19 protein-coding genes are annotated in these 26988 nt (G+C 64.1%); 9 read left to right on the forward strand and 10 right to left on the reverse strand.

Features of this window, described 5'->3' with window-relative positions:
• The first annotated feature begins 21 nt into the window (after positions 1-21).
• Positions 22-3525, forward strand: coding sequence for a PAS domain-containing hybrid sensor histidine kinase/response regulator (locus tag J2858_RS05105; RefSeq protein ID WP_210103623.1), 3504 nt, complete (start codon positions 22-24; stop codon positions 3523-3525).
• 205 nt (positions 3526-3730) lie between these two features.
• Positions 3731-5008: an OpgC family protein gene (locus J2858_RS05110; protein WP_210103624.1), complete on the forward strand. Its 1278-nt coding sequence runs from the start codon at positions 3731-3733 to the stop codon at positions 5006-5008.
• A 120-nt stretch (positions 5009-5128) separates the two neighbouring features.
• On the opposite strand, the gene J2858_RS05115 is transcribed toward J2858_RS05110, so the two are convergent.
• Entirely contained in the window at positions 5129-6241 is a 1113-nt protein-coding gene (locus tag J2858_RS05115; protein ID WP_210103625.1) for a sensor histidine kinase, read from the reverse strand.
• Positions 6242-6497: 256 nt separating this feature from the next.
• Between J2858_RS05115 and J2858_RS05120 the strand changes: the two genes are divergently transcribed.
• Both J2858_RS05120 and J2858_RS05125 read left to right on the forward strand, forming a co-directional pair.
• On the forward strand, positions 6498-6866 hold the full coding sequence (locus J2858_RS05120) for a CidA/LrgA family protein (RefSeq protein WP_210103626.1): 369 nt from the start codon (positions 6498-6500) through the stop codon (positions 6864-6866).
• Complete coding sequence (locus J2858_RS05125; protein WP_210103627.1) at positions 6866-7588, forward strand: LrgB family protein; 723 nt, start codon at positions 6866-6868, stop codon at positions 7586-7588. The genes J2858_RS05120 and J2858_RS05125 overlap by 1 nt, the downstream gene beginning before the upstream one ends.
• 55 nt (positions 7589-7643) lie before the next feature.
• Here the strand turns inward: J2858_RS05125 and J2858_RS05130 are convergent, their stop codons facing one another.
• The 6 genes from J2858_RS05130 to J2858_RS05155 all read right to left on the reverse strand — a co-directional run bounded on the left by J2858_RS05130 (position 7644) and on the right by J2858_RS05155 (position 14941).
• The gene (locus J2858_RS05130; protein ID WP_210103628.1) at positions 7644-8051 is read right to left on the reverse strand and encodes a hypothetical protein; all 408 of its coding nucleotides are present in this window, start codon (positions 8049-8051) and stop codon (positions 7644-7646) included.
• Positions 8052-8859: 808 nt separating this feature from the next.
• A complete protein-coding gene (locus J2858_RS05135; protein WP_210103629.1) occupies positions 8860-11073 on the reverse strand; it encodes a 3-hydroxyacyl-CoA dehydrogenase NAD-binding domain-containing protein in 2214 nt (737 codons plus the stop codon).
• Positions 11074-11251: 178 nt separating this feature from the next.
• Positions 11252-12460, reverse strand: a complete 1209-nt coding sequence (locus tag J2858_RS05140) for an acetyl-CoA C-acetyltransferase (protein ID WP_210103630.1) — start codon at positions 12458-12460, stop codon at positions 11252-11254.
• A 47-nt stretch (positions 12461-12507) separates the two neighbouring features.
• Positions 12508-12837 carry a type II toxin-antitoxin system PemK/MazF family toxin gene (locus J2858_RS05145; protein ID WP_210103631.1) on the reverse strand — a complete coding sequence of 110 codons (330 nt, stop codon included), beginning with the start codon at positions 12835-12837 and terminating at the stop codon, positions 12508-12510.
• Entirely contained in the window at positions 12837-13094 is a 258-nt protein-coding gene (locus J2858_RS05150) for an AbrB/MazE/SpoVT family DNA-binding domain-containing protein (RefSeq protein ID WP_210103632.1), read from the reverse strand. The genes J2858_RS05145 and J2858_RS05150 overlap by 1 nt, the downstream gene beginning before the upstream one ends.
• A 53-nt stretch (positions 13095-13147) precedes the next feature.
• Entirely contained in the window at positions 13148-14941 is a 1794-nt protein-coding gene (locus J2858_RS05155) for an acyl-CoA dehydrogenase C-terminal domain-containing protein (protein ID WP_210103633.1), read from the reverse strand.
• 413 nt (positions 14942-15354) lie between these two features.
• On the opposite strand from J2858_RS05155, the gene J2858_RS05160 reads away from it, so the two are divergent.
• From J2858_RS05160 to J2858_RS05170, 3 genes are all read left to right on the forward strand, one after another.
• Complete coding sequence (locus tag J2858_RS05160) at positions 15355-19143, forward strand: peptidoglycan-binding protein (protein WP_210103634.1); 3789 nt, start codon at positions 15355-15357, stop codon at positions 19141-19143.
• Between the two features lie 216 nt (positions 19144-19359).
• Positions 19360-20289, forward strand: a complete 930-nt coding sequence (locus J2858_RS05165; protein ID WP_210103635.1) for a sulfite exporter TauE/SafE family protein — start codon at positions 19360-19362, stop codon at positions 20287-20289.
• Positions 20286-21086, forward strand: coding sequence for a TIGR02186 family protein (locus J2858_RS05170; protein ID WP_210103636.1), 801 nt, complete (start codon positions 20286-20288; stop codon positions 21084-21086). The genes J2858_RS05165 and J2858_RS05170 overlap by 4 nt, the downstream gene beginning before the upstream one ends.
• 47 nt (positions 21087-21133) lie before the next feature.
• On the opposite strand, the gene J2858_RS05175 is transcribed toward J2858_RS05170, so the two are convergent.
• Complete coding sequence (locus J2858_RS05175) at positions 21134-21922, reverse strand: DUF4394 domain-containing protein (RefSeq protein ID WP_210103637.1); 789 nt, start codon at positions 21920-21922, stop codon at positions 21134-21136.
• 215 nt (positions 21923-22137) lie between these two features.
• Between J2858_RS05175 and J2858_RS05180 the strand changes: the two genes are divergently transcribed.
• Both J2858_RS05180 and J2858_RS05185 read left to right on the forward strand, forming a co-directional pair.
• A complete protein-coding gene (locus J2858_RS05180; protein WP_210104147.1) occupies positions 22138-22683 on the forward strand; it encodes a sigma-70 family RNA polymerase sigma factor in 546 nt (181 codons plus the stop codon).
• The gene (locus J2858_RS05185) at positions 22680-23414 is read left to right on the forward strand and encodes an anti-sigma factor (protein ID WP_210103638.1); all 735 of its coding nucleotides are present in this window, start codon (positions 22680-22682) and stop codon (positions 23412-23414) included. The genes J2858_RS05180 and J2858_RS05185 overlap by 4 nt, the downstream gene beginning before the upstream one ends.
• A gap of 160 nt (positions 23415-23574) precedes the next feature.
• Here the strand turns inward: J2858_RS05185 and pdeM are convergent, their stop codons facing one another.
• Positions 23575-24303 (reverse strand): ligase-associated DNA damage response endonuclease PdeM, encoded by a 729-nt coding sequence (gene pdeM, locus J2858_RS05190; RefSeq protein ID WP_432443255.1) that lies wholly within the window; start codon positions 24301-24303, stop codon positions 23575-23577.
• Positions 24304-24358: 55 nt separating this feature from the next.
• Complete coding sequence (locus J2858_RS05195) at positions 24359-26968, reverse strand: ligase-associated DNA damage response DEXH box helicase (protein ID WP_210103639.1); 2610 nt, start codon at positions 26966-26968, stop codon at positions 24359-24361.
• Between the last annotated feature and the right edge of the window lie 20 nt (positions 26969-26988).

A 26988-nucleotide genomic window follows, 5' to 3' on the forward strand; every position in this document is an offset into this window, starting at 1 on the left:
GTTGGCCGTGTGGGAGGGGTCATGCTGCCTGGCTGGGTGATTTTGCTGTCGGCCTGCGCCTATATCCTGCTGCTGTTTGCCGTCGCCAGCTACGGCGACCGCAGGAGCAGGCGGCTCGGCGTGCCGAAAAAAGGCCGTCCGGTCGTCTATGCGCTGAGCCTTGCCGTCTACTGCACGTCCTGGACCTATTTCGGCGGCGTCGGCCTCGCCTCGGAACGCGGACTGGAATTCACCGGCATCTATATCGGCCCCATCCTGGCATTTACCCTTGGCATGCCGCTGATCCGGCGCATCGTGGAGCTGGCAAAGGCTGAAAAGCTCACCTCGGTCGCCGATTTCATTGCCGCCCGCTACGGCAAAAACTCCACCGTTGCCCTCATTGTCGCGGTCATCTCGCTGGTCGGCGCCATTCCCTATATCGCGCTGCAACTGCGCGCAGTCTCCGATTCGGTTGCCGCGATCGTGGATCCCGGCCAGTACGGGATCGGCAGCGGCAATCTCTATTTCCTTGACCTTGCTCTCATCGTGACGCTGCTGATGGCGTGTTTCGCCGTGATGTTCGGCACACGCCACACCGATGCGACCGAACACCAGGATGGACTGATTCTTGCCGTCGCCATGGAATCGGTGGTCAAGCTCGTCGCCTTCTGCACCATCGGGCTGTCGGTGATCTTCCTGATTTTCGACGGTCCGCAGGACCTTTGGGCAAAAGCCTCCGAAAATTCGCTGGTGGATGCCTCGCTTGCCTATCGGACACCGCTTGCGCGCTGGCTTATGCTGATCGGCCTGTCGGGCTTTGCCATCCTGATGCTGCCGCGCCAGTTCCATGTGACGGTGGTGGAAAATCGCACCGCGGCCGAACTGAAAATGGCCGGCTGGCTTTTGCCGCTCTACCTCGTGGCGATCAATCTCTTCGTGGTGCCGGTTGCCATTGGCGGGCTCATCGAATTCGGCGGCACCGGCAATGCCGATCTTTACGTTCTGCAACTGCCGCTGTCACAGGAAATGGCCTTCGTCACGCTGATTGCCTTCATCGGCGGTTTTTCGGCCGCCACCGCCATGGTCATCGTCGCCTCGGTTGCGCTCTCCATCATGATATCGAACGATATCGTCATGCCGATTTTCCTGCGCCGCAAGCTGATGACCTCCAGCGGCCAGCGGGCGGATTTTGCAAAACACCTGCTGCGCATCCGCCGCACGGCGATCCTTGTGGTGCTTATGCTGGGCTATGGCTATTACCGCGCAGCCGATGCCGATACCGGCCTTGCCTCGATTGGGCTTCTGGCCTTTGCCGCCATTGCGCAGATGGCGCCGGCGCTGTTCGGCGGCCTGTTCTGGCGGCGCGCCAATGCGCGTGGCGCCATTGTCGGCATGTGCCTGGGCTTCATTGCCTGGGCCTATCTGCTGTTCGTGCCCAGTCTCGGCGGGCCGGACAATTCGGCCCTTGCCGCTACGGTTCTCGATTTCCTCGTGCCCGGCACGACGCTGTTTTCCGGCCCCGGCGCCGATCCGCTGGTCAATGCCGTCCTGCTCAGCCTCATTGCCAACAGCGCGGCCTTCGTCATCGGCTCCTTGTCACGAAACCCGCGCCCCATGGAGCGCATCCAGGCGGGCATTTTCGTTAAGCGCCACCTGCGTTCGCAATTTGCCACGCGCGGCTGGAAGACCCGCGTCAGCGTCGGCGACCTCAAGGCGGCAATCGCCCGCTATCTCGGCGAGGAGCGCATGCTGCGCTCCTTTGCCCATTACGAGCGCACCGCAGGCCGCCGCATTGCCGACAAGGAGGCCGCCGACATGGCCTTCATCCATTTTTCCGAACAATTGCTCGGCAGCGCCATCGGCTCCTCGTCGGCACGGCTCGTGCTGTCGCTGATCCTGCAAAAGGCGGAGGATACAAGCGCCGACACCGCCTGGCTGCTCGATCAGGCAAGCGAAGCGCTGCAATACAATCAGGACATGCTGCAGACGGCGCTCTCGCAGATGGACCAGGGCGTGGCCGTGTTCGACAGTTCCGACCGGCTGGCGATCTGGAACCGACGCTTCCGCACGCTGCTCGACCTGCCCGAACAGGTCGGCCAGGTCGGCTATCCGCTTGGCGATATCGTCGGCATCCTCACCGACCGGGCCGATATCTCGGCAGAGCAAGGGGTCACTGTGATGGGGCGCATCAAGGCGCTCGACACACCCTTCTCTCTGGCGCTGCGCGGCGGCGAGCGCATCATCGAAGTGCGCTCCAACGCCATGCCCGATGACGGCATCGTGGCGACCTTTACCGACATGACCGACCGCGTTGCCGCCGCCCAGGCGCTGAGGCAAGCCAACGAGACCCTGGAACAGCGGGTGGAGGAGCGCACCGCCGAACTGACGCGCGTCAACCGGGAACTGGCCGAAGCGCGCGCAGCCGCCGAGGAGGCGAACCTCGGCAAGACGCGCTTCTTCGCCGCCGCCGGTCACGATATCCTGCAGCCGCTGAATGCGGCGCGCCTTTATTCCTCCTCGCTTGTCGAGCGGCTTGGCCAGTCGGACAACAGCGCGCTTGTCCGCAATATCGATTCGGCGCTGGAATCGGTCGAGAGCATCCTGGGCGCGGTGCTCGATATCTCGCGGCTCGATACCGGCGCCATGAAGCCGCGCGTCACCTCCGTGCCGCTCGATGACCTGATGCGGCGCATCGAGACCGATTTTGCGCCGATTGCCCGCGAGAAACGGCTGAAATTCCGCGTCATGCCAACCTCGCTCAGCGTGCGCACCGACCCCAATCTGTTGCGCCGGCTCGTTCAGAACCTCGTCTCCAACGCCATCAAATACACCCTGAGCGGCAAGGTCCTGGTGGGCGTGCGCCGGCGTGGGCGCGAGGTGGTGATTGAGGTGGTCGATTCCGGCATCGGCATCCCCTCCTCCAAGTTCAAGACGGTGTTCAAGGAGTTTGCCCGCCTCGATGAAGGTGCGCGCACGGCCGCCGGCCTGGGCCTTGGGCTCTCCATCGTCGACCGCATCTCACGCGTCCTGTCGCATCCCGTAGAGCTTGCCTCGACGCCCGGGCGGGGCACGATTTTCCGGGTGCGGGTGCCGCGCGATCTCGGCCGCCCGCGAAGCCTTGCCGTTTCGGAGGGTCCCCAGCCGCTGCCGCAACCGCTGTCGGGGCTGAGGGTCCTGTGCATCGACAACGAGCCGAAGATCGTCGAGGGCATGACGCTGCTGCTGAGCGGCTGGGGATGCACCGTTTCCACCGCCGGGTCGCTTGCCGCCATCGATCGCCTCCTGGAACAGGACACGGCCAGTCCGGACGTGGTGATTGCCGATTATCATCTGGATGACGGCACCGGCATCGAGGCGATCCTGAAGCTTCGGGCACACACGGGTACTGCCCTGCCCGGCCTGCTGCTCACCGCCGACCGCAGCCAGGAAGTGCGCATGCAGGCGGATCAATACGGCCTTGGCCTGCAGCACAAGCCGGTAAAGCCGGCAGCCCTTCGCGCCTACATCACCCAGGCCGCCGCCATTCGCCGCGCGGCTGCCGAATAGACGCGCCGCCTTTCCGGATTTGGCTTCCCCCGGCATCGATTTGCGGTTAATGCCGCAATTGTGACAATCGCTTCGCTACAACAAGTGTTGCGCTGCGGGAACCGCCCCGCTTAAGCCGCGTTAAATGGCCAAACTTCCTGCCCGTAGAGGCATCACGGACCGACCGGCGCGAGCCTTCGGACGCTACGAGACGGAGACGCGACCGATGAAACGCTATGACCTTATAGACGGTATGCGGGGTTACTTCCTCGTTTTCATGTTGATCAACCACCTGATCTTTGCCGGTGGCTACTGGCTGGTGAACATCAACCACAACCAGCTGGCCTTCGTGGAAGACGCCCAGGGCTTCGTCTTTCTGTCCGGCCTGCTGATCGGCATGGTCTATGTGCGCAAGATGGCCAAAAACGGCTATGCCGCCGGGCGCCAGGCGATCTATTCGCGCGCCTTCGAACTGTACCGCTATGCCATGGGCATCGTGATCTGCGTGCTTGCCGCCCAGATGGTGCTGCCCGGCGCCTATTACATCTGGTACAACTGGCTGGGCTACACGACCTTTGACGATCCCTGGCGTCTGGCCGCCATTGCCGGCTTCGTCTTCCAGCCGACCTTCATGGACATCCTGCCGCAATACATCATCTACATGCTGTTTGCGCCGATCCTCGTCAAACTGGTGATCGACGGCAAGTGGGCGCATGTCATGGCGGGCTCGCTGATCCTGTGGATGGCCGGCCAGCTCGGCCTGCAGAAAATCGTCACCGATCCGATCAACAGCATCTTCATGCGGCCGGACGACCAGGGCATCCGCGCCTCGTTCAACCTGCTCGGCTGGCAGATCGTGTTCTATTCCGGCCTAGTGCTGGGCGCGCTGACCTCGCTCAACCGCATCAACTGGGGCAAGATATTTTCGCCGGAAAACAGCTTCATCCCGACGATCTGCGTGCTGATCTGCGGCTTCTTCCTGCCGCTGCGCATCCTGACGGCCCACGGCATGATGCCGGCGGAACTGGCCGGAAAATTCGCCACGATGGAAATCCGTGCCGATTTCGGCCCGGTCTACCTCATCAACTTCGTGGCCGCCGCCACCCTGTTGACCTGGATGGTGATCGCCGGTCCGAAGCACAAGTCGGAGTGGGTGCGCCGTATTGCCAATGCCATCATCTGGGTGCTGTCGCTGAAATTCCTGCAGCTTCTCGGCCGACACTCCCTCTATGTCTATGTCTGGCATGTCGGCATCGTCTATGCGGTCTACTATTTCGACGGCCGCACGCCGGAGCTGTCGCAGCTGACCAAGACGATGATCGCCGTGAGCTGCATCGGCCTCCTCGCCATCCCGGCTCTGTGGCGCGAGCGCGACAAGTGGCTGGTGCTGGATGGCAGTGGCGCAGGCGGACCGCAGACGGCCAAGGTCGGCGTGACCTCCAGCAGCAAGGGTCTTACGTCGAAGGCCTCGCTCACAGCCAAAGGCGTTGCAAAAACGGCCTGAGCGAACGCAACCGCGACACTCTCCCCTCCCATGGCGGCACCGGCAACGGTGTCGCCATTTTTCTGTGCGGTCCCAGGCGCAGACGGTAGCAGAGCCCGCCGGCCCTTCGGCCAGCCCGCCTCAGGCCAGCACATTTTGCGCCCGCATGTCGAAATGCACGACAAGGCCGGATGGCGCATAAGTGAGGCTGCAGCCGCCGCCAAGGCTTGCCGACATGCGCCGCACGAGGTCCGTCCCAAAACCCTGGCGACTGGGCGCGGCAACCTGCGGACCGTTCTGTTCGCGCCAGACGAGATCGATCAGATCGCCGGGTTCAGCGGCATCCTGGCCCTCGGCCGGACGGCGCTCCCAGGAGACGGCAATCTGACCGGTGTCTTCCGAGAGAGCGCCGTATTTCAAGGCATTGGTGCCAAGCTCGTGAATGATGAGGCTGAGCGAGATGATGGTGGCGCCATTGAGGTTCAGCCTTGGTCCGCTAAACACCAGCCGGTCGCCTTCCGACAGGCCAAGCGGTTCCAGCGCGGCAAGGATTGCCTCGCGCATATCGGCGCTGCCGCCATGCAGCGAGCCGCGCAGAAGCGTGATCGAATGGCCCATGGCCTGCACCCGCTGACGCAGTTGCGTGCCCAGTTGCTGCGGTGTGGTAGCGTGGCGCTGCGACAGCGCGATCAGGCCGCTCGTGGTGGCGAGCAGGTTCTTCAGCCGGTGATCCACCTCTTCCGACACCAGCTGCTGCAGTTGCAGGTTATAGGCCAGATCATCGCGCACCCGCACCTGCGATCCGTAAGCGGCGAGCAGCAGTTGCAGCAGGCCGAGGTCGATCGCGACGACGAAGAAATAAAACGCAAGTGCGGTGACCGACGGGACGGTCAGGTTGAACGAATGCGCCGGCGGGATGAACCAGTACCAGGCCACCAACCCGCAGATGATCGTGTTCATGATCGCCGGGTAAATGCCGAAACAGAAACCGGTGAGGATGACGGCCGGGAAAAAGGTGAGGTAGGGAAAGCCCGGCGGCAGATAGTCATCCACGAGGAAGCGCAAGGCGACCGCGACGGCGGCAATGATCAGCGAGATGACATAGGCCACCGCCTGCTGCCGGAGCGTCGGGCGCTGCGTTGTGGAACGGAAGGCCGGCAGCCGCGACAGCAATTCCACCACGCGATTGTCACGCGCGGCAAGCCGGCTAAAAGCCAAGGCTGCGCGCGACGGCGCCTCGCCCTTGCGTACCATCAACACTTTCCCCCTCGGCCCGAATTCGCCAGAGCATAAATTGTATGCGACTGTTTTTATATAGAAATGCCGCATGCACCAATACCGCAGGCATGCGGCGAACCGCAACTGCAAAACATGCGGGGCAAGCGGCCCTGTCTCCTCCTCTTCACGAAGCTGTGGCAGCGCTGCTGCACCGGGCTTGCCGTGCGGCATGGCCCGATGCCTCTGTCGGGTGTAGGGATAGCCTTGACCACTCACCACGCCGGAGAACACCATGCTACGCGGCATTGCGGCCCTTCTTCTTTTCCAACTCTTAGGCGAAAGTCTCGTCTTCCTCACCAAGCTGCCGGTTCCCGGACCCGTCATCGGCCTGGTGCTTTTGTTTGTGGCCCTGCACATGGGGCGCCGCGCGGGCCGAGCGCCGTTTCCGCAGGTGGAAACGGCCGCCAGCGCGCTTCTGTCCAATCTCGGCCTGCTGTTCGTGCCGGCCGGCGTCGGCATCGTCTCGCTCTGGGGCGTTCTGGAAGCGCAGCTTCCGGCCATTGCCGTGGTTCTGGTGGTATCGGCGGCCGTCACCCTTGCCGTGACGGTGTGGACCTTCATTGCCGCCCGCCGGTTCTTTGATGGAAAATGGGGGGCCTGATGCGCAGTCCTGTCGATCTCTGGGTCTATCTCTCCACCTCGCCGCTGATCTGGCTGACGCTCACCGTCTGCACCTGGATTGCCATGTCCGAACTCTCGGTCCGCCTGAAGCGCAATCCGCTGGCAAACCCGGTCCTGACCTCGATCATCGTGCTTTCGGCGGTGATGACGGTATTTCACATCCCTTACGAAAAATTCTTCGCCGGCGCACAGTTCGTGCATTTCCTGCTCGGACCGGCAACGGTTGCCATCGCCATTCCGCTTTATCTGCAATGGGATGAGGTGAAGCGCGTGCTGATGCCGATCGCCGTGGCCCTCCTCGTCGGCTCCGTTGCGGCGGTGCTGTCGGTGGTGGCGCTCGGCATGCTGGTTGGGCTTCCGCGCGAGATGATGCTGTCCTTCCTGCCGAAATCGGCAACGGCCGGCGTTGCCATGGCGATATCCTCCTCGCTCGGCGGCAATCCCTCGCTCACGGCGGTTCTGGTGATCCTTACCGGCATTATCGGCGCCCTCATCGTCACGCCTATGATGAACCGCATGGGCATCCGCGATTACGCCGCGCGCGGCTTTGCCGTCGGCCTTACCTCCCACGGCATCGGCACCGCCCGCGCCTATGACGTCCATGCTACGGCCGGCCTGTTTGCCGGCATTGCCATGGCGCTCAATGCGATTGCCACCTCGCTGATCGTGCCTCTGGCGGCAAGGCTGCTGATTGGTATCTGACCGCTTACCGATCAAGCCAAAGCGGCCGACTTGCCGGAAGCATGGGCGAACAGGCTCAGGCACCGGACTTGCGACCGAAACTGCGCTGTGCCCCGGAGGGGCCCGCCATGGGGCGCAGGTTCGCATCGAAAAGATGGTCACAGTGGTCGAGAGCCGCCAGCATTTCCGGCTGGCGGCGCCCGCGAAGGCCGGCGCAGGGCGGATAGGAGCGGTGATACTGGCCCGATTCCCGCTGCGCCCGCGACAGAAAACCCCGGCATTGCCGGGCACGGCGGCAGGCGGACAGATCACAGGTCTTCCAGTAACCGAGGACGGTCGCCGGAACCTGCATCATGATCTGGCAATGCCGCTCCCGCTGCTCTTCCGGCAGGTCATCGAACTGGCTGCGGGTGAGCCCGTTCATATGGGGCTCGTTTTCGTAGCGCCAGTTTTCGCGTTCACGCTCTTCTCTGCTCATGGCCACGGGCTTTTCTCCTTATCCTCTGCGCCATGCCAAAACCCCGCCGGACCTTCAAAAGGCCTGCAGTTGCAAGGAGAAGCCACGCAAGGGCGAATGCCCAAGAAGTATACGTAAGAATGGCTCCGCCCTCGCGTGGCCTTCGGTGTCTTGTCGGGGCATCCCTGCCCCTACAGATGACCGCCTCATCCCACTGCACACCGGTTTCCCGATGCTTGCACGGCTTGACCGAACCGGGCATGGCTGCCCGGGGAGGACTTGATAGGCCGGCATTGGCGCCGCCATGGCTTTCACCTCCCCACAAGGCCGCCGCACGTTACGACAACCCCATGAGGCACCGGCCCCGCCTGCCCGCGACCGTCTCGCGAAACACTCCGGCAGCAGAGGCACGGGCATTATGCGCCAGGTTTGGCAGGTGGGGATAAGGAAGGCGTCAAGGCGCTGGATTTGCAGGGAAAGCGGTTGGATTTGTCCCCGTGAGGACTGCACGCTCTGGGCGGCGGGCGGTGGATCCTCGGGTCAAGGCCCGAGGATGACGAGGGTTTGCGTGGGGACTTCACTGGAGTGAAGCCGGCCGCCCCTCCCAAACCCTCCCCACAAGGGGGAGGGCTTAACCCGGCCGCGCCTTCTGATGCGAGACCGGGCTGATGCGGGAACGGGACGCTTGCCGCATCGTATCTCCCCGTTGTGGGGGGGCCGAAGGACGGGGCGAGACCCGTGGCTCGACCACGGTCGGCCCGGCAGGGCAGAGAGGGCCTTATTTCAAATGCGATCACCCTCCCCTGGAACAGGGGAAGGTGATTGCAAGACGTCATCACGCCGCCTTCTGCGCGGCGCCATAGGGATCAAAGCGCGTGTAGAACGTGTCGCCCTTTTCCGCCATGTCGAGAAGCAGCGGGGTCGGCTTGAAGTGGTCGCCATATTCCGCCGCCAGCTTTTCGCAGAGCGCCACGAAGGTTTTAACCCCCATGCCGTCGATGTAGGACAGCGTGCCGCCCGTATAGGGCGCAAAGCCGAAGCCGAGGATGGAGCCGACATCGGCCTCACGCGGGTCCGTCACAATGCCCTCTTCCATGGTGCGGGCAGCTTCCAGCGCAATGGTGACGAGAAGGCGCTGCTTCAGGACGGTGACATCCACCTCGGCGGCCGGCTTCTGCGGATAAAAATCCTTGAGGCCGGGCCAGAGCGACTTTTTCTGAGGCTTTGGCGGATAATCGTAGAAACCGCGGGTGTTCTTGCGGCCGCGACGATCGAGATCGTTCACGAGCTTGTCCACCAGCGCCATGTGCTCCGGCTTCACCGAGGCTTGCCCGAGATCTGCAATCGACGCCTTCATGATCTTCTGGGAAAGATCGACGGCCACCTCGTCGTTCAAGGACAGCGGGCCTACCGGCATGCCGGCCATCTTGGCGGCATTTTCGATCATGGTGGCCGGCACGCCTTCGATCAGCATGTCATAGGCTTCGTTGATGTAGCGGAAGACGCAGCGGTTGACATAGAAGCCGCGCGTATCGTTGACGACGATGGGCGTCTTCTTGATCTGGGCGACGTAATCCAGTGCCACGGCCAGCGCCTCGTCGCCGGTTTCCTCGCCGAGGATGACTTCCGTCAGCATCATCTTTTCGACCGGCGAGAAGAAATGCACGCCGATGAACTGTTTTGGACGCTTTGAATTCTGCGCGAGACCGGTGATCGGCAGTGTCGAGGTGTTGGAGGCGAAGATCGCACCTTCCGGCAGCACGGCCTCGACCTTTTCGATGACGTCCTTCTTGACCTGACGGTCTTCAAACACGGCTTCGACGACGAGCGAGACATCCGACAGCGTCGAATAATCGGCGGTGGGGGTGATGAGGGAGAGCAGCTTCTCGCCGTCTTCCTTTGTCATGCGGCCCTTGCCGATCTGGTCTGCCACCAGCTTTTCCGAATGGGCCTTGCCCTTGGCGGCGGCCTCTTCGTCGCGGTCGATCAGCGAGACGGCAATGCCGGCGGCGGCCGTCACATAGGCGATCGAGGCGCCCATGAAGCCGGCGCCGACGACGCCGATCTTCGTCAGTTTCTTCTTCTCGATGCCGGCCGGGCGTCGCGCGCCCTTGCCCAGTTCCTGCATGGAGATGAACAGCGAGCGGATCATCGAAAAGGCTTCGGTGGTGCGCAGGATCTGCGTGAAATAGCGCTGCTCGACTTTGAGCGCGGTATCGAACGGCAGCTGCAGGCCTTCATAGACGCATTTCAGGATGGCAAGCGCGCCGGGATAATTGCCTGATGTTTCGCGGCGCAGGATCGCAGGCGCTGCCGGCCAGAGCTGGGCAGCGGCCGGTGTCCAGATGCCGCCGCCGGGGACTTTAAAACCCTTTTCGTCCCAGGGAGCGACGGGCTTCAGGCCATCCTTGATCATCTGCTTTGCGGCCGGCACCAACTGGTCGGGCTCGACCACCTGATGGACGAGGTTCATCGCCTTTGCCCGTTGCGGGGTAAGCGTTTGGCCGGTCGTCATCATCTGCAGGGCATCCTGCGTGTTGGCAAGGCGCGACACACGCTGCGTGCCGCCGGCGCCCGGAAAGATGCCGACCTTGACTTCCGGCAGCGCCAGCTTGACCGACTTGGCGTTCGAGACCACGCGGCCATGGCACGACAGCGACAGTTCCAGCGCGCCGCCCATGCACACGCCGTTGATGGCGGCCACCCACGGCTTGCCGTTGGTTTCGATCTTGCGCCACAGCCAGGTCATCCGCCCGGCTTCCTCGAACAGTTTTTGCATGGCGGTTTCCGGGTTCTTCGCCTGCTCTTCCTGCAGAAGCGTGAACATGCCGCGGATCATGGTTAGGTCCGCGCCGCCGGAAAAGGCGTTCTTGCCGGAGGTGAAGACGACGCCCTTGACGGCCGCATCCGCCACCGTCTGGTCCAGGATTGCGTCGATCTCGTTCATCACCTCGACGGTGAAGACGTTCATCGACTTGTCCGGCATGTCCCAGGTAACGAGCGCAATGCCGTCTGCGTCAGTCTCGACGGTGAAATTCTTGTAGGTCATGTTGGGGTACCTCTTCCCTTGAATTTTTGCCGATGTCGCCACCGCTCCACATCCGGTGCGATCTGGCGCGGGTTAAGCCCCTCCCCCTTGTGGGGAGGGGTTGGGGAGGGGAAATTGCCGAGAAAACCCCTCCCGCCTGCCGGCCACCCTCCCCACAAGGGGGAGGGTTGGAACCCCATCACACCCTCTCGATCACGGTCGCCGTGCCCATGCCGGCGCCGATGCAGAGGGTGACCAGCGCGGTGTTCAGATCACGCCGCTCCAACTCGTCCAGAACGGTGCCGAGGATCATTGCGCCGGTTGCGCCAAGCGGATGGCCCATGGCGATGGCGCCGCCATTGACGTTCATCTTGTCGTGGGAGATGTCGAAAGCCTGCATATAACGCAGCACGACGGCGGCAAACGCTTCGTTCAGCTCGAAGAGGTCGATATCGGCAATCGACATGCCGGTGCGCTTCAGGAGCTTTTCGGTGACGTCGACCGGGCCGGTCAGCATCAGGGCCGGATCGGAGCCGATATTGGTGAAGGATCTGATACGGGCGCGGGGCTTGAGCCCCATGCTTTCGCCACCCGCCTTCGAGCCGACGAGGACGGCGGCGGCGCCATCGACGATGCCCGACGAATTGCCGGCATGATGCACGTAAGCGATGCGCTCCACCTCCGGATGCGCCTGAATGCCGACGGCTTCGAAACCGCCCATTTCGCCCGGCATCTGGAAGGACGGGTTGAGCGCCGCCAGCGACTGCATGTTCGTTTCGGGCCGCATATGCTCGTCGCGGTCGAGGATCACGAGGCCGTTCTGGTCTTTGACGGGAATGACGGACTTGGAGAAATAGCCTTTTTCCCAGGCATTCGCCGCGCGCCTCTGGCTTTCGACGGCGTAGGCATCGACGTCATCGCGCGAAAAGCCATATTTTGTCGCGATCAGATCGGCAGACACGCCCTGCGGCATGAAATAGCCCGGGAAATTGACGGAGGGGTCCATGTACCAGGCGCCGCCGGACATGCCCATGCCGACGCGCGACATCGATTCCACGCCGCCGGCAATGACGATATCGTCCGAGCCGGCCATGACCTTGCCCGCCGCGAAGTTGACCGCATCGAGCCCGGAGGCGCAGAAGCGCGAGATCTGCATGCCGGGTGCGCGGTTGGAATAGCCGGCCTCGAAGGCGGCGGCCTTGGGGATCACGGCGCCCGCATCCATGACCGGATCGACACAGCCCATGATGATGTCATCGACGGTGGACGTGTCGAGCCCGTTGCGGTCGCGGATGGCCTCCAGCGTCTTGGCGGCAAGGCGCACGGACGGCACCTCATGCAGCGCCCCGTCCTTCTTGCCGCGACCGCGCGGCGTGCGCACGTGGTCGTAGATATAGACTTCGGTCATCTCTTGTCTCTCCCTTGGGCGCGGGGCACGCGCCTCTTTCTCTTGTCTTAATCGAAGAACGTGCTGATCCGCGCCAGAACCTCGTCCACGATGAAATCAGGCACGCGCTCCACGAAACGTCCACCGCGCACCTTCAGATCGATGGCCCGCAGCTGGTTGCACAGGATGACGCCGGCGCTTCGGGTGCCTGCACCCGACAGCGAAACGGCAAACCCTCGAAAGCGCGCGAACTCGCCACCAGTCGTGACCGGCACGACGACCGGCGTGCCAAGCTTGTTAAATGCCTTCTGCGTGACGATGAGCACGTAGCGCGATCCGGCCTGCTCGCGCCCCTTGATGGGCTCAAGATCGACGTGCCAGATCTCGCCGCGCTCCATTACAGGATCTCCCGGCCGGCGGGTGGATCGTTCATCCACTCACTATCCTCTTGCGTCTGCGGCGCATCCGGATCGCACTGCGCAACAAGCTCCTCAAGCGTGTATTTGGGACGCGTCTGGGCGACGGCGACCAACCGCCCGCCTTCAGCAGACACCTCGAGTTTGTTGTTTGCCGAAAGGCCGAGCTCTTCGAGCACGGACTTCGGAATAGTCATCATCACGGAACCACCGACATTGCGCAAAGTTGACGTCGCCATTTCCATCTCCAAGAAAGTTATACAAATATATAACTTCTGCCGGCTCGCTGCAATCAGAACGCCTCTGCGGCCAGTTCCATCAGCGTCTCGCTGCCCGCTTCGATGCGGGTCTTGCGAAGCGCGGTTTCAGGCATGATCTTCTCCATGTAGAAGCGCGCCGTGACAAGCTTGGTTTTCAAGAAATCCTCGCGCGCGTCGCCGGCGGCGAGGAGGTCCTGGGCGGATTTGGCCATTTTTGCCCACATGTAGCCGAGCATGACGAGGCCGAAGAGGTGCATGTAATCGGTGGAGCCGGCGCCGGCATTGTCGGGCTTGGCCATGGCATTCTGCATGAACCACATGGTGGAGGCCTGCAGGTCGTTCAGGCCCTTCTTCAGGGCCTTGGTGAAGGGCGCCATCTGTTCGTTCGAGCGGTTCTCCTCGCAGAAATCGCCGATTTCCTTGAAGGCGGCCATGACGGCACGGCCGCCGTTCAGCGCCAGTTTTCGGCCGACGAGGTCGAGAGCCTGGATGCCGTTGGCGCCCTCGTAGATCATGGCGATGCGGGCGTCGCGGACATACTGGCTCATGCCCCATTCCTCGATATAGCCATGGCCGCCATAGACCTGCTGGGCCATCACCGCATGGTCAAAGCCCTTGTCGGTCATGACGCCTTTCAGGATCGGGGTGGCAAGGCCGAGCAGGTCGTCCGCCGCCTGACGTTCGGCGGCGTCCGAGGAGCGGTGGGCGATGTCGGATTTCAGCGCCGTCCACAGCATGAAGGCGCGGCCGGCCTCGTTGAAGGCCTTGATCGTCATCAGCGCGCGGCGGATGTCGGGATGGACGATGATCGGATCGGCCGCCTTGTCCGGTGCCTTGGCGCCGGAGAGCGCGCGGCCCTGCAGACGGTCCTTCGCGTAAGACACCGCGTTCTGATAGGCCACTTCGGAGATGGCGAGCCCCTGCAGGCCGACGCCGAGGCGTGCCTCGTTCATCATCACGAACATGGCGTTGAGGCCCCGGTTCTCTTCTCCGATCAGATAGCCCGTCGCCTCGTCATAGTTCATCACGCAGGTGGCATTGCCGTGAATGCCCATCTTGTGCTCGATGGCGCCGCAGACGACGCCGTTGCGGGCGCCCGTCGAGCCGTCTTCGTTGACCAGGAATTTCGGCACGATGAACAGCGAAATGCCCTTGGTGCCGGCCGGTGCGCCTTCGATGCGGGCAAGCACCAGATGGACGATATTGTCCGTCATGTCGTGTTCGCCGGCCGAGATGAAGATCTTCTGGCCCGACAGCTTGTAGGAGCCATCGCCCTGCGGCACCGCCTTCGTGCGCAACAGGCCAAGATCGGTGCCGCAATGCGGTTCGGTGAGGTTCATCGTGCCGGACCAGGTGCCGGCGACCATGTTCGGGAGATAAGTCTTCTTCTGCGCGTCGCTGCCGTGGACGAGGATCGCGGCAATGGCGCCCTGGGTGAGACCCGGATACATCATCAGCGACATGTTGGCGGCAGAGGTATATTCGCCGACGGCGGCATGCAGCGTGTAGGGCAGGCCCTGGCCACCGAATTCTTCCGGCACGGCGAGACCGATCCAGCCGCCCTCGCAATAGGCGTCATAGGCCTGCTTGAAGCCTTTCGGCGTGGTGACCGACCCGTCTTCTGCGCGCACACAGCCTTCCTGGTCACCGGAATAATTGAGCGGAAAGAGCACTTCTTCGGACAGGCGCCCGGCTTCGGAAGCGATCGCCTCGATCATGTCCGGTGTCGCATCGGCAAAACCCGGCAGGTTGTTGTAGCGCTCGATGCCGAGCACGTCCTTCAGGATAAACAGCGTGTCTGTGACCGGGGCCTTGTAGACGGGCATGGCGCGAACTCCTCCAAATCAGCGGCCGGATCAACCGGCATTCATGACCCTATAAAATATTGACGTGCGCGTAAACGTCAATCGATAAATACCGTGCCCTGCGCGATGAAATTCCCGTCATCGAGGCCCGTCCAACCGCTGTTTCCTGCGGTGCGGCGAAACTTCGTTAAAACTTTGCCCTGTCTTAACACGGTATTAACTACGTTTCGCGAAATGATGGGCAACGCCGCAGCAGCCAGTGCTTCGGCCACTGGGCAGGGGACGTTGAAAGACGCGGGGACAGGATCGGCCCGGAGGGGCGATCCCGAAGCGACGCAACGGCCGGCGCAGAGCCTTCAGGCGCTGCAATGACAGTGGCTGGACCAATGTTAGCCCGATGCACACGCGACGTGCGCAGCCGAAACGAGTACAAGATGAACGGATCACGCCTCACCATCAACGCCCGCGGAGAACGCTCTTCTCTCGATGCGCTGAACCGTACCATCGAAGGGCTCGAGGCACGCATCGAGGGCCTGTTGAAGGCCTCTGCCCCGCGCGAGCCGCAAAAACCCGCGCCAGCGCCCTCTCCGACGCCGATCCCGACCATGGCGCCGAGGGAGCCCGTTTTGCGCGCCCCAGTGGGCGAGCCGCCTCACCGTCCGCATGCCGATGCGCTGGCGGAAATCCGCGAGCGCCAGCGCATGCTGGATGCCGCACGCGAGCGGCGCACGGCAGCGGGCGACGCTGCGCCCCGCCTTGGCGCCGCGCAGGCTCGGCCGGGCGAAGGCCCAGGCATCATCGCGCCGCGTCGCCCGGCACCTGGCCGCGCCCTGGATGCCTTGAGCCCGCGCGACAGCGAGCCCACCGGCAATGCCGGCACCGGCACCATCGCTGAGGCGCTGCATGAGCTGCGGCGCGAGCTGCGGCAGGATATCTCCGACAACATTGCCCGTGAAATGCAGTCGCTGCGCGACGACGTGCAGTCGATGCGCGGCTTTGCCGATGGCCGGGATCTCGGAAGCGACCTGCGCGACGAGCTGGCACGGCTGGCCGACGGCATCGACATGCTGTCAAGCCGCACCCCGTCGGCGGCCACCGATCTGCGCGCCGAACTGGATGACCTGCGGGCGCAGATCGACGGCCTTGCCCGCCAGGACAGCCTGCACAGCATGGAGACACGCTGGAGTGCGGTGGAAGAACGGCTGGAGGAACTCGACGCAGGCAGCATCCAGAAGGAGCTGGTGGCGCTTGCCTATCGCATCGACGGCGTGAAGGCGGAGCTTGCCACCATGGCCGACAGCCCGGCGATCCGCACGCTCGAAGACAAGGTGCTGATGCTGGCCGCCGTGGTGGAAGACCTTGCCCAGCGACCGCTGGAAAGCGAGCATGTGTCCGGCCAGTTTTCCCATATCGACCACCGGCTGGACGAACTGAGCCGCGCGGTTGCCGCCAACAACAGCCGGCCGCGCAACGAAGCGGCCGAACACGAGGCCCTGCGGCGCCTGGAGGAGAGGCTGATTGCCCTCAACGACAGGATCGAGAGCCTCGCCCATGTGCAGGACGCCTACCGGCTGGAAGAACGGCTGGAGGAGCTGGCCGAATTTTTCGCCCGTGGCCCGCAGCAGGAGATTGCAAGCTCCCTGTCGGATCTGACCGCCCGGATCGAGACGCTGGCAAGCGACCACACGAGCGATGACCTTGCCCGCCGGCTGGAAGATCTGACCCGCCGCATCGATGGTCTGGGCACGGCTGCAGCCGGATCCCCGGCAGGGCTCGGGCGGCTGGAAATCCGGCTCGATGAAATTGCCGCGCGCCTGGAAGAGGCAACGCTTGCACCGCAGGGCGACAACCTGTCGCTGCTTGGCCTGGAAAAGCAGATTGCGCATCTTTCCAGCCTGATGAGCGAGCCGCGGCGTGAAACGACGAGCCTTCCCGAGGATTTCGACCAGCGCATGGCCGCCATCGAAGGCTATATGGCGACCAGCGACGAATATGTGCTGGAGGCGGCCCGCCAGGCCGCCGAAACCGTGATCGAGGCCTATTCGCGTAATGGCGCGCGCGGCAGCGGAAACGAGACATCAAAGGAGACGGAAACGCTTCTGGCGCTGGCGCAGGACCTGCGCCAGCTCGAGGATCTGGCGCGCGGCTCGGAAGAGCGCACGCAGCAGACATTCAGCAGCCTGCAGCGCACGCTGCTGGAGATTTCCGGGCGGCTGGACCGCATGGAAGACCGGATGAGCGAGCGCCCGACCGCCCTGTTCGGCGGTGCTCCACTGGCGCCGGCGCGTGCGGAAACTGAAAGTACGCTGCGGCCGCCGATGGCGCAGCCGGCCGCTCCCATGCGCTCGCCGGTGGACGCCGGCGAACCGCGCGGCATGCTGGCCCGCGCCAGCGAACAGCTGATGACAGAAACCGCGGCAAGCCCCGCCCTTAAGGCACAGGACGCCGAGCCTGCTCCGATGACCGACGAGGACGAGGCCAGGCGGCCCGGCCTGCTGGCAAGCCTGTCGAAGCGTCTTCGCGCCCGTCGTGGATCAGCCGGCAAGACCGGGCGGACACGGGTGGAACCGGCGCCATCGCTTGACCCGGGCTCAGCCGTTGCCGCCGATGAAGACGAGGGCAACCACGACAACGACCTTCTGGAGCCGGGCTCCGGCGCGCCGGACGTGCGCAAGATACTGGAACGCGTGCGCGCCACCCAGGCTGCCGCCGAGGCCGAGCGCAGCTCGACGCAGCCGGCAAGCGGCGACGGCGATGGCGAGCGCGTGGATTACATCGCTGCGGCCCGCCGGGCGGCCAAGGCGGCAGCCCTTGAAATGGGACAGGCCCCGACCGATGGCTCCAGAGCCTATGCCGGTTCCGGCGCCTCCGGCGGGCGCGCCACCTTTGCCCGCCACCGCCGCCCGATCCTGATCGCCGTCGGTGCCGTGCTTCTGGCCCTGATGGCCATGCCGCTGTTTACCGCGTTGACGAAGAACGCGCCGTCACCCGCCCCCTCGGTGACGACTGGCGAGGCAACCCGTCCGGCAAAGACCTCCGCACCGACGCAAGGTATCGCAGCCACCGCTCCTCAAAAGCCGGCAATTCCGGCTGCGGCCGAAACCAGCGCTGCCGCATCGCCGGCTCCTTCCGGTGCGGCACCGGGGACAGCCAGCGTGCAAGCTGCCGCGCCGCAGGTTATCAATGCGGCAGAGGCCCCTGCGCTCGAGCAGGCTCCAGTTCAAGCAACGGCCCAATTAACGGCCCCGGCAACGACCGAACTGCCCGCCCTGGAGCCGGCACCGCAGGCGCCGGTGGCCCGCCACCTCCTGCCGACAGAACCGGCCGCCGCCATGGACAGCACGACGGAGGCCGCGATCATCGTGCCGGCAGGTCTTGCTCCGCAATCGCTGGCCGACGCAGCCGCGGGCGGCAATCGCCAGGCGCTGTTTGAAATCGCCGTGCGCCTCGGCGACGGTGATGGCGTCGCGCCCAATCCGGCAGAAGCGGCGCGCTTTTATGGTCTTGCCGCTCAGCGCGGCTATGCCCCGGCGCAGTATCGGCTGGCAAGCCTGTATGAAAAGGGAACCGGCGTGCCGCGCGATCCCGCCCGGGCCGTTTCCCTCTACGAACAGGCGGCAAACGCCGGCAATGCCGGCGCCATGCATAATCTGGCCGTGCTTTACGCCTCCGGCGCCACCGGAAGCGCCGATTACAAGGCCGCGGTGGAATGGTTTGGCCGGGCCGCCGATCTCGGCGTGACCGACAGCCAGTTCAACCTGGCCATCCTGTTTGCGCGCGGCAACGGCACGGTGCAGAATCTCGAAGAATCCTACAAATGGTTTGCCATTGCCGCCAATGGCGGCGACCGCGATGCGGCCGCCAAGCGCGACGACGTGGCCTCTGCGATGAAGCCGGCGCAACTGGAAAGCGCCCGCCAGAAGGTGGCAAGCTGGAAGCAGCAGCCGCTCGATGCCGAGGCGAACGGCACGCAGCCCCCCGCCGACTGGGCCGCCAGGGCCGAGGCTTCGGCTCCCGTCGACATGGAGAAGGCGGTCCGCAACATCCAGGCCATCCTCAACCGCAACGGCTTTGACGCCGGTCAGCCGGACGGGCGCATGGGCAGGAAGACCGTTTCGGCCATCCGGGCCTTCCAGCGCAGCAACGGGCTTGCCGAGGACGGCACGATTTCCGAGGCGCTGGTGCGCAAGCTTCTGGAGAAGAACAAGGTGCAGGGCGCCTGAAACAGGCGCCCGACCGAGGCGCCACAGATGCCGCAAATCAAGGCTTTCAACGGCTTTGCAATTGACAGGCAGGGGTGGCGGGCGCATGACGGAAGCCTGCATCCGACCTGGGAAACCAGGGTGGTTGCGCCAAGGATTTTTTTAAGGCGCCGCACGGGCGGAACCCATCGCGAAACCGCCCGCGACGGCGAAGCTATTTCTGGTTAAGGAACGCCCGTGACTGTCTATCTGCCCATTGCAGAGCTGTCGGTGAATATCTTCATCATTCTCGGCATGGGCGCGGCCGTTGGTTTCCTGTCCGGCATGTTCGGCGTCGGTGGCGGCTTTCTGATCACGCCGCTGCTGATCTTCTACAACATTCCCCCGGTCGTGGCGGTGGCAACCGGCGCAAACCAGGTGGTGGCCTCCTCGGTGTCAGGGTCGATCAGCCATTTCCGGCGCGGCACGCTGGATGTGAAGCTGGGCAGCGTGCTGCTGGCGGGTGGTCTCGCCGGCGCGACGGTCGGCGTGTGGATCTTTTCCTGGCTGCGTCGTCTGGGCCAGCTGGACCTCATCATCTCGCTTCTCTACGTCGTCTTTCTCGGCACGATCGGCAGCCTGATGCTGACTGAAAGCCTGCGCGCGATGCGCCGCGCGGCCCGCAACGAGCCGCTGCCGCTGAAGCGCCCCGGCCACCACAACTGGGTGCACCGGCTGCCGCTGAAAATGCGCTTCAAGAAGTCGAAGCTTTATCTTTCCGCCATTCCGGTGGTGACGCTCGGCTTCGGCATCGGCATCCTCACCTCCGTCATGGGTGTCGGCGGCGGCTTCATCATGGTGCCGGCGATGATCTATCTCCTGCGCATCCCGACCAATGTCGTGGTGGGCACCTCGCTGTTCCAGATCATTTTCGTCACCGCCTACACGACCATCGTCCAGGCCACGACGAATTACTCCGTCGACATCGTGCTGGCGACGATCCTGATGGTGGCCGGCGTCATCGGCGCGCAATACGGCGTGCGCGTCGGGCAGAAGCTGCGCGGCGAACAGCTGCGGGCACTTCTCGGCCTGCTGGTGCTGGCCGTGGGCGTGCGCCTTGCGATCGATCTCGTCGTGACGCCGGCCGATCTCTATTCGATCGCGGTCGGAGGCTTCGGCAACCGATGATGCGCGCGCTCCTTCTCCTGCTGCCGCTCATTCTTCTGGCCGGGACGGCAAGGGCCCAGGTGCCGCTCGGCCAGGGACCATCGACGGTGCGCGAGGGGCTGGAGATCGGCACCTCGACCAGTGAAATCGCCATCACCTCGGATTTTCGCGGCGCCGATCTCACCGTGTTCGGGGCGCTCAACAATGCCGACGAACTGTTTCTCGCCATCGGCCAGTATGATGTCGTGGTGACGCTGTCCGGCCCGATCGATTATGCCACCGTGCGGCGCAAACAGCGCATCTTCGGCATCTGGATGAACACCGATTCGATGACCTTCGAGCAGGTACCGGAATCCTATTCCATTGCCAGCACGCGCCAGCTCGAGGACATCCAGCCTGCCCCTTCGCTCAACCGTCTGGGTCTCGGCATCGACCACCTGACGCTTTCGCCGACCGGCTTCGTCGGCAATGCGACGCAGGTCGGCGCCTTTCGCGAGGCCTATCGGCGCCTGAAACTGTCGAACGGGCTTTACCAGCGCGACACGCGCGGCGTGCGCTTCGTCAGCCCGAGCCTGTTTCGCGCCACGCTTCGCCTGCCGGCCAATGTGCCGGATGGCGTTCATCTGGTGCATGCCTATCTGTTCAAGAGCGGCGAACTCATTCAAAGCCGCGACCTGCCGCTGCGGGTGGTCAAGACAGGTCTTGAACAGACCATCACCGATGCCGCCCACCAGCAGCCGCTGGCCTATGGCCTGTTCAGCGTGCTGGTGGCGCTCGTCACCGGCTGGGGCGCCAGCATCATGTTCCGCAAGGACTGAGCGCCGGGTGCGGGCACCCGGCGCCCTGGTTGTCTCCTGTTCGGCGCTTACATCGCCGGCAGAACGGCAATGTCGCGGACGGCACCGCTGGTACCGGTGATGTCCGCCATTCTCGTCGCCTTGCCGGTTTCAAGATCGACGGTGTGCACGACATTGTCCGCGACGAGCCAGGCGGTATTGGACCCATCCGCCGTCGTCTGGATGTCGAAGGCATAGGTGGCGGGCTTTGCTGCAAGGCCGAGCTTGCCGATTGCCTTCAGCGTGCCGTCATTCGGCTTGGTCTGCTGGATCAGCCCGCCGATCGTGGCATCGATGTTGAACATGGCCGTCTTCTCGGGCTTGCCATGCGAATTGGTGTAGGCGGCGGCAACGATGGCCGGGGTCTCGCCCTTGTGCATGTCACCTTCCTCGAAGGCGAGGCTACCATCCACCGTGACGGCGCCCGTATCGGGGTGGACGCGGTGGTTGGTTGTGCCGGTCATGAAGCGCAGGCGGTCGGCTGCCGGATTGAAGTCAACCACGATGGGCGCATCCCCGATGGCAAGCGGCTTGTCCATGCGGGCGAGTTCCGCCGCGCGGCCGGTTTTGAGATCAATGGTGACGATGACACCGTCCGGCGTGACACCGACCAGCGTGCCGTTGGAGGGGCGCAGGTCGATGCCGACAAGGCGCTGAACGCCCTCGACCTCCAGGGTTTTGCTCACCACAGGCTTCTGCGTGTCGAACATCACCAGCGTCTTTTCACCGACAAGCCCGACGGCGGGGGCCGCCCATGCGAAAGAAGCGGAGGCGGCAAGCACGGTGGATGCGACAAGCACGGTTTTGGTCAATTTCATCATCGGTCTCCTGTTGTTAAAAGAACGGCAGAGCACGCTCCGGCGGGGTTTTCCCGAACGCACTCTCCACCCCTTCGACACATGGGAGGCGCCTGCTGGATGCAGCAGCCCGAAATAATTCTCATTTTTTCCGCGCGGCCTGCATCCCGGGGCGGCGTTCACGCGTAATGGGAGCGTAGGAACACGAGGGAGGACAGGCCTTGGCGGCTGCGGAGATGACATCGGATGGGCTGGATCGGGATCTCTTTGCCTGTGCGCGCGGCGATGCCAAGGCGCTGAAACGGATCTTCGACCGCGAGGCGGGGCGGCTGACAGCCGTTGCCGAGCGGATCGTCAAGCGACGCGACCTGGCCGAGGAGGTGGTGCAGGAGGCCTTCATCAACATCTGGACGAAGGCCCACCAGTACAGTCCCGAGCGCGGTTCGGCGCGGGGATGGATCCATGCCATCGTGCGCAACCGGGCGCTGAACCTCCTGCGCGACGGACGGCGCGAGGAGCTTGTAGATGCCGAGCGGCTGGAGGCGATGCGCGAGGCCGAACAGATCGACCATGTTCTCGCAGCCTTTGCGGCGCTGGACCGGGACAGCCGGCTGCGCGCCTGCCTCGACACGCTCGATGAAACCCGCCGCCGTGGTATTCTGATGGCCTATGTCGGCGGCTACAGCCATGGCGAGATTGCCGGGCGGTTGTGCCTGCCGCTCGGGACCGCAAAGAGCTGGATCCGCCGCGGCCTTGCCGCCCTTCGGGAGTGCATGGCATGAGAGTAGACGACGTTCACACCCTCGCCGACGACTATGTGCTGGGACTGCTGGAACAGGCCGATGAAATGGCCGTGGAGGCCGAGCTGCCACACAACATCGACCTGCAGCGCGCCGTGGCCTCGGCCCGCGACCGTTTCCTGCCGCTCGACATGACGGTCACCCCGGTAGCGGTCAGCGCCACGCTCTGGGCGCAGATCGAGCCCCGCCTTGGAGGAGAACAAGCGACCGTCGCAGACGGGACCAGGGCAACGTCCGGCGCGCAGGCCTCCCCGATCGGCCACCAGACGGCAAACGACAATGCGGCGACGCGCTGGCGCCGTGCCGCGTTTGGGGGAATGGCGGCAACCCTTCTTCTGGCCGCCGGCCTTGGCTTCAGCCTGACCCGCACGCCGGAGCCGGTGGTGGTCGCCGTGCTGGTGAATGAGAATGGTACCGCGCAGGCCGTGGTCGAGGACTTTGGCTCCAATCGGGCCGTGGTGCGCCTGCTCGAGGATCTCGCCGTTCCAGCCGGTCGCACGATGCAGGTCTGGACGCTGCCATCCCGCGAGATGGGGCCGGTTTCGCTCGGTCTGCTTGACGAGGCCCGCTCGGCGCGCCTCAATCCCCCTTCCCTGCCACGCCCGCAGAATGCGCAATTGTATGAAATCACGCTCGAGCCGGAAGGCGGCTCCCCGACCGGTCGCCCGACCGGCCCGATCCTGGCCAAGGGACTGGCGAGGCTGCCGCGCTAGAGTATTTCAGTGTTTCATGGCAACACCGAAATACTCTAACGCTTTGTTTCAAAGCATTTCCGGACGGAAAACCGTTTCACACTTTTCCTGGAAATGCTCTAAGTCTGCCGCGCTCGTCCGGGGGCAGACAGTCGGGATCAAGGCATCAGCGACGGCTGGCCTAGCCGATCAGGCTGTCGAACCGCACGGAATAGATCCGGTCGCGGCCGAGAAGATGGGCAATGAGGGCGGCACGGTCGAAGAGGCCGTGCATGGCCTTGTGCTTCAAATCGAGCCCGCCGGTGAGCACGCCGAAGGCGGGCATGACGAGGCGGGTGCCGTCCGTTGCAAAGCAGGGGCGGCGCACATATTTGCCGCGCCGGCCAACGGTTGCCGAGGGGTGCAGGTGGCCCGCCACCTCCCCCTTGCCGGCGACAAGGCTCGGCTCGTGGCGGAAGACGAGGCCGCCATAGACCAGTTCATCGGCAGACTGGCCCGGCAGGTCGACCGTGCCGTCCGGATCATGGTTGCCGTTGATCCAGATCCAGTCACGACCGCGCGCCAGGGCATTGATCGTGTCGCGAAAGGCCTGCGGCATCAGCTGCGAGCCGCGCCGGTCATGAAAATTGTCACCCAGCGAAATGACGATCCTCGGATCGTAGCGGGCAATGACAGCAGAGAGGATGTTGAGCGTCGCCAGCGTATCATAGGGCGGCAGCATCATGCCGCGCCGGGCAAAGGCTGCACCTTTTTCCAGATGCAGGTCCGAAACGACGAGCACGCCGTGATCGGGCAGGTAAAACCCGCCGAGCGGATCGCAGACGCCGGCCACGCCGTTGACGAGGATCTCGGCACCGGGTGCAAGGCTCGTGATGTCTGCGGCGGCAACCGCCAGTCTCTGGTTCATCATCGTCGTTATCTGTGGCGAGCCCGTTCCCGCCGTCCCCGTCCTTGAGCGCTGACGCTCAGCCCATCGCCTCGGCAATCAGGTCCTCTGCCGCCTCGGCCAGCACCGCATCCTGCGCTTCGCCGGCGACCGGTTCCCTGCCGATTTCCAGCATGACCGGCACGGCAAGCGGCGAGACGCGGTCGAGCGGACGATGCACCACATGGCCCTTGATTCGCGAAAGCATAGCGCCAAGCCGGCCAATGTCCAAAAGCCCTGACGCCGCATCCCGCCGCGTGGCCTCCAGCAGGACATGATCCGGCTCGTGGCTGCGCAGCACGTCATAGATCAGATCGGTGGACACCGTCACCTGCCGGCCGGTCTTTTCCTTGCCCGGATGGCGCCGTTCGATGAGGCCGGAAATGACGGCGCAGTTGCGGAACGTGCGCTTCAGCATGAAGCTTTCATCGAGCCACGCTTCCAGATCGTCGCCCAGCATGTCCTCGTCAAAGAGGTCGGCAAGGCTCAATGCCCCGCGCGCGATCATCTCGCCGATATCGTTCAATCCCCAGATGGCGAGCGAATAATCGGTGGCGACGAAGCCGAGCGGACGCGCGCCCGCCCGCTCCAGCCGGCGCGTCAGAAGCATGCCGAGCGTCTGGTGCGCCAGCCGGCCCTCGAAACAATAGGCGATGAAAAAGAAGCGCTGGCCGCGGGGAAAGGTTTCGACCAGCAGTTCGTCACGCGCCGGCAGCATGGATTTTTCGCGCTGAAGCGCCAGCCAGTCACGCACCTGTTCGGGCAGCACGGGCCAGCGGGCGGGATCGGCGAGCATGGCGCGCACCTGGTCCGCGAGATAGGTGGAGAGCGGAAAACGGCCGCCGGCATAGGCTGGAATTTTCGGATCGAGCGAAAAGGCGTTGGAGACGAGGCATTCGTTTTCGCGGATGCCTTCAAAGCGCAGCACCTTGCCGGAAAACAGGAAGGTGTCGCCCTGCACCAGCTGTTCGAGAAAATATTCCTCCACCTTGCCGAGGACCATGCCGCCGCGCCCGACGCTGCCGCCCTTGGCATTGTGCTTGACGAGGCGGACATTCAGCTCCGCCGCCTCGACGATCGTGCCGAGGTTCATGCGGTATTGCTGGGCGACCTGCGGATTGGAGACGCGGAAGCGGCCCTCCTTCGTCTTGCGGATCTTGGCATAGCGCTCGTAAGCGCGCAGCGCATAGCCGCCGGTTGCGACGAAATCGACGATACGCTCGAACATCTCCCAGGAGAGGTCGGCATAGGGCGAGGCGCTGGTGATCTCGCTGAAAAGCTCCAGCGGATCGAAGGGTTCGGCGCAGGCCATGCCGAGCACATGCTGGGCAAGCACATCAAGCGCCCCTTCCCCGACCGGCGGCGTATCCTGCGCGCCGAGATAATTGGCATCGAGCGCTGCCTGGCACTCCATCACCTCGAAGCGGTTGGCTGGCACGAGGATCGCCTTGGACGGCTCGTCCATGCGGTGGTTGGAGCGGCCGATGCGCTGGGCAAGGCGCGAGGCGCCCTTCGGCGCGCCGACATGCACGACGAGATCGACATCGCCCCAGTCGAGCCCCATGTCGAGCGTCGAGGTGGCAACGACGGCGCGCAGCCGGTTGGCCGACATCGCCGCCTCCACCTTGCGCCTGAGGCCCGCATCGAGCGAGCCGTGATGGAGCGCGATCGGCAGATTGTCCTCGTTGATCGTCCACAGTTCCTGGAACAGGAGTTCGGCCTGGAAGCGCGTGTTGACGAAGATCAGCGTCGTCTTGTGCTTGCGGATTTCCTCGTAGACCGCCGGAATGGCATAGGTCGCGACATGGCCGGACCAGGGGATGCGGTCCTGCGTGGTCATGATCGAGATATTTGGTGCGGCACCGCCCGTGACATGCACGAGGCCGGCCGGCGGCGCTGGCCCATCCTCCGCATCTCCATTCTGCGGCACCAGCCAGCGCTGCAGATCCATCGGGTCGGCGACGGTGGCCGACAGGCCGATGGTGGTGAGGCCGGGCGCCAGGCGGCGAAGACGCGCCAGCCCGAGCGACAGGAGATGGCCGCGCTTCGACGTGACGAGCGAATGCAGCTCGTCCAGCACGACATATTTCAGATCCTTGAAAAAGCGTGTCGCATCCTTGTTCGCAATCAGGAGCGCCACCTGCTCGGGCGTCGTCAACAGAATGTCCGGCGGGCTGAGCTTCTGGCGCTGGCGCTTGGATTGCGGCGTATCGCCGGTGCGGTTCTCGATGGAGACGGGCAGGCGCATTTCCTCGACCGGCTTCATCAGGTTGCGCTCGATATCGACGGCCAGCGCCTTCAAGGGCGAGATGTAGAGCGTGTGGACACCGGTAAACGGCGCGCCCGGCGGCAGTTTTCCACGTCTCGTCAGATCCGTCAGCGACGGCAGGAAGCCAGCCAGCGTCTTGCCGGCACCGGTCGGGGCAATCAGCAACATGTTCTCGCCGCCGCTAGCGCGCGCGAGAAGCTCCATCTGGTGGGCGCGCGGGCTCCAGCCCTTTTGCGCAAACCAGGTGGTAAACGCAGGCGGCAGGAGATCGGGCAGGCTGTTCGGGTTATCGGCGAGGGTCGTATCCACGTCCCTCAAAGTAATGGGTCCGACGGGAATGAGAAGGGGCACGGCGACAAGATATACCGCCGTGCGCCGCATGAAGCAGCACGGTGCCCCGG

It is taken from the genome of Neorhizobium galegae (genome assembly GCF_017877135.1).
GTDB classification, from domain to species: domain Bacteria; phylum Pseudomonadota; class Alphaproteobacteria; order Rhizobiales; family Rhizobiaceae; genus Neorhizobium; species Neorhizobium galegae_A.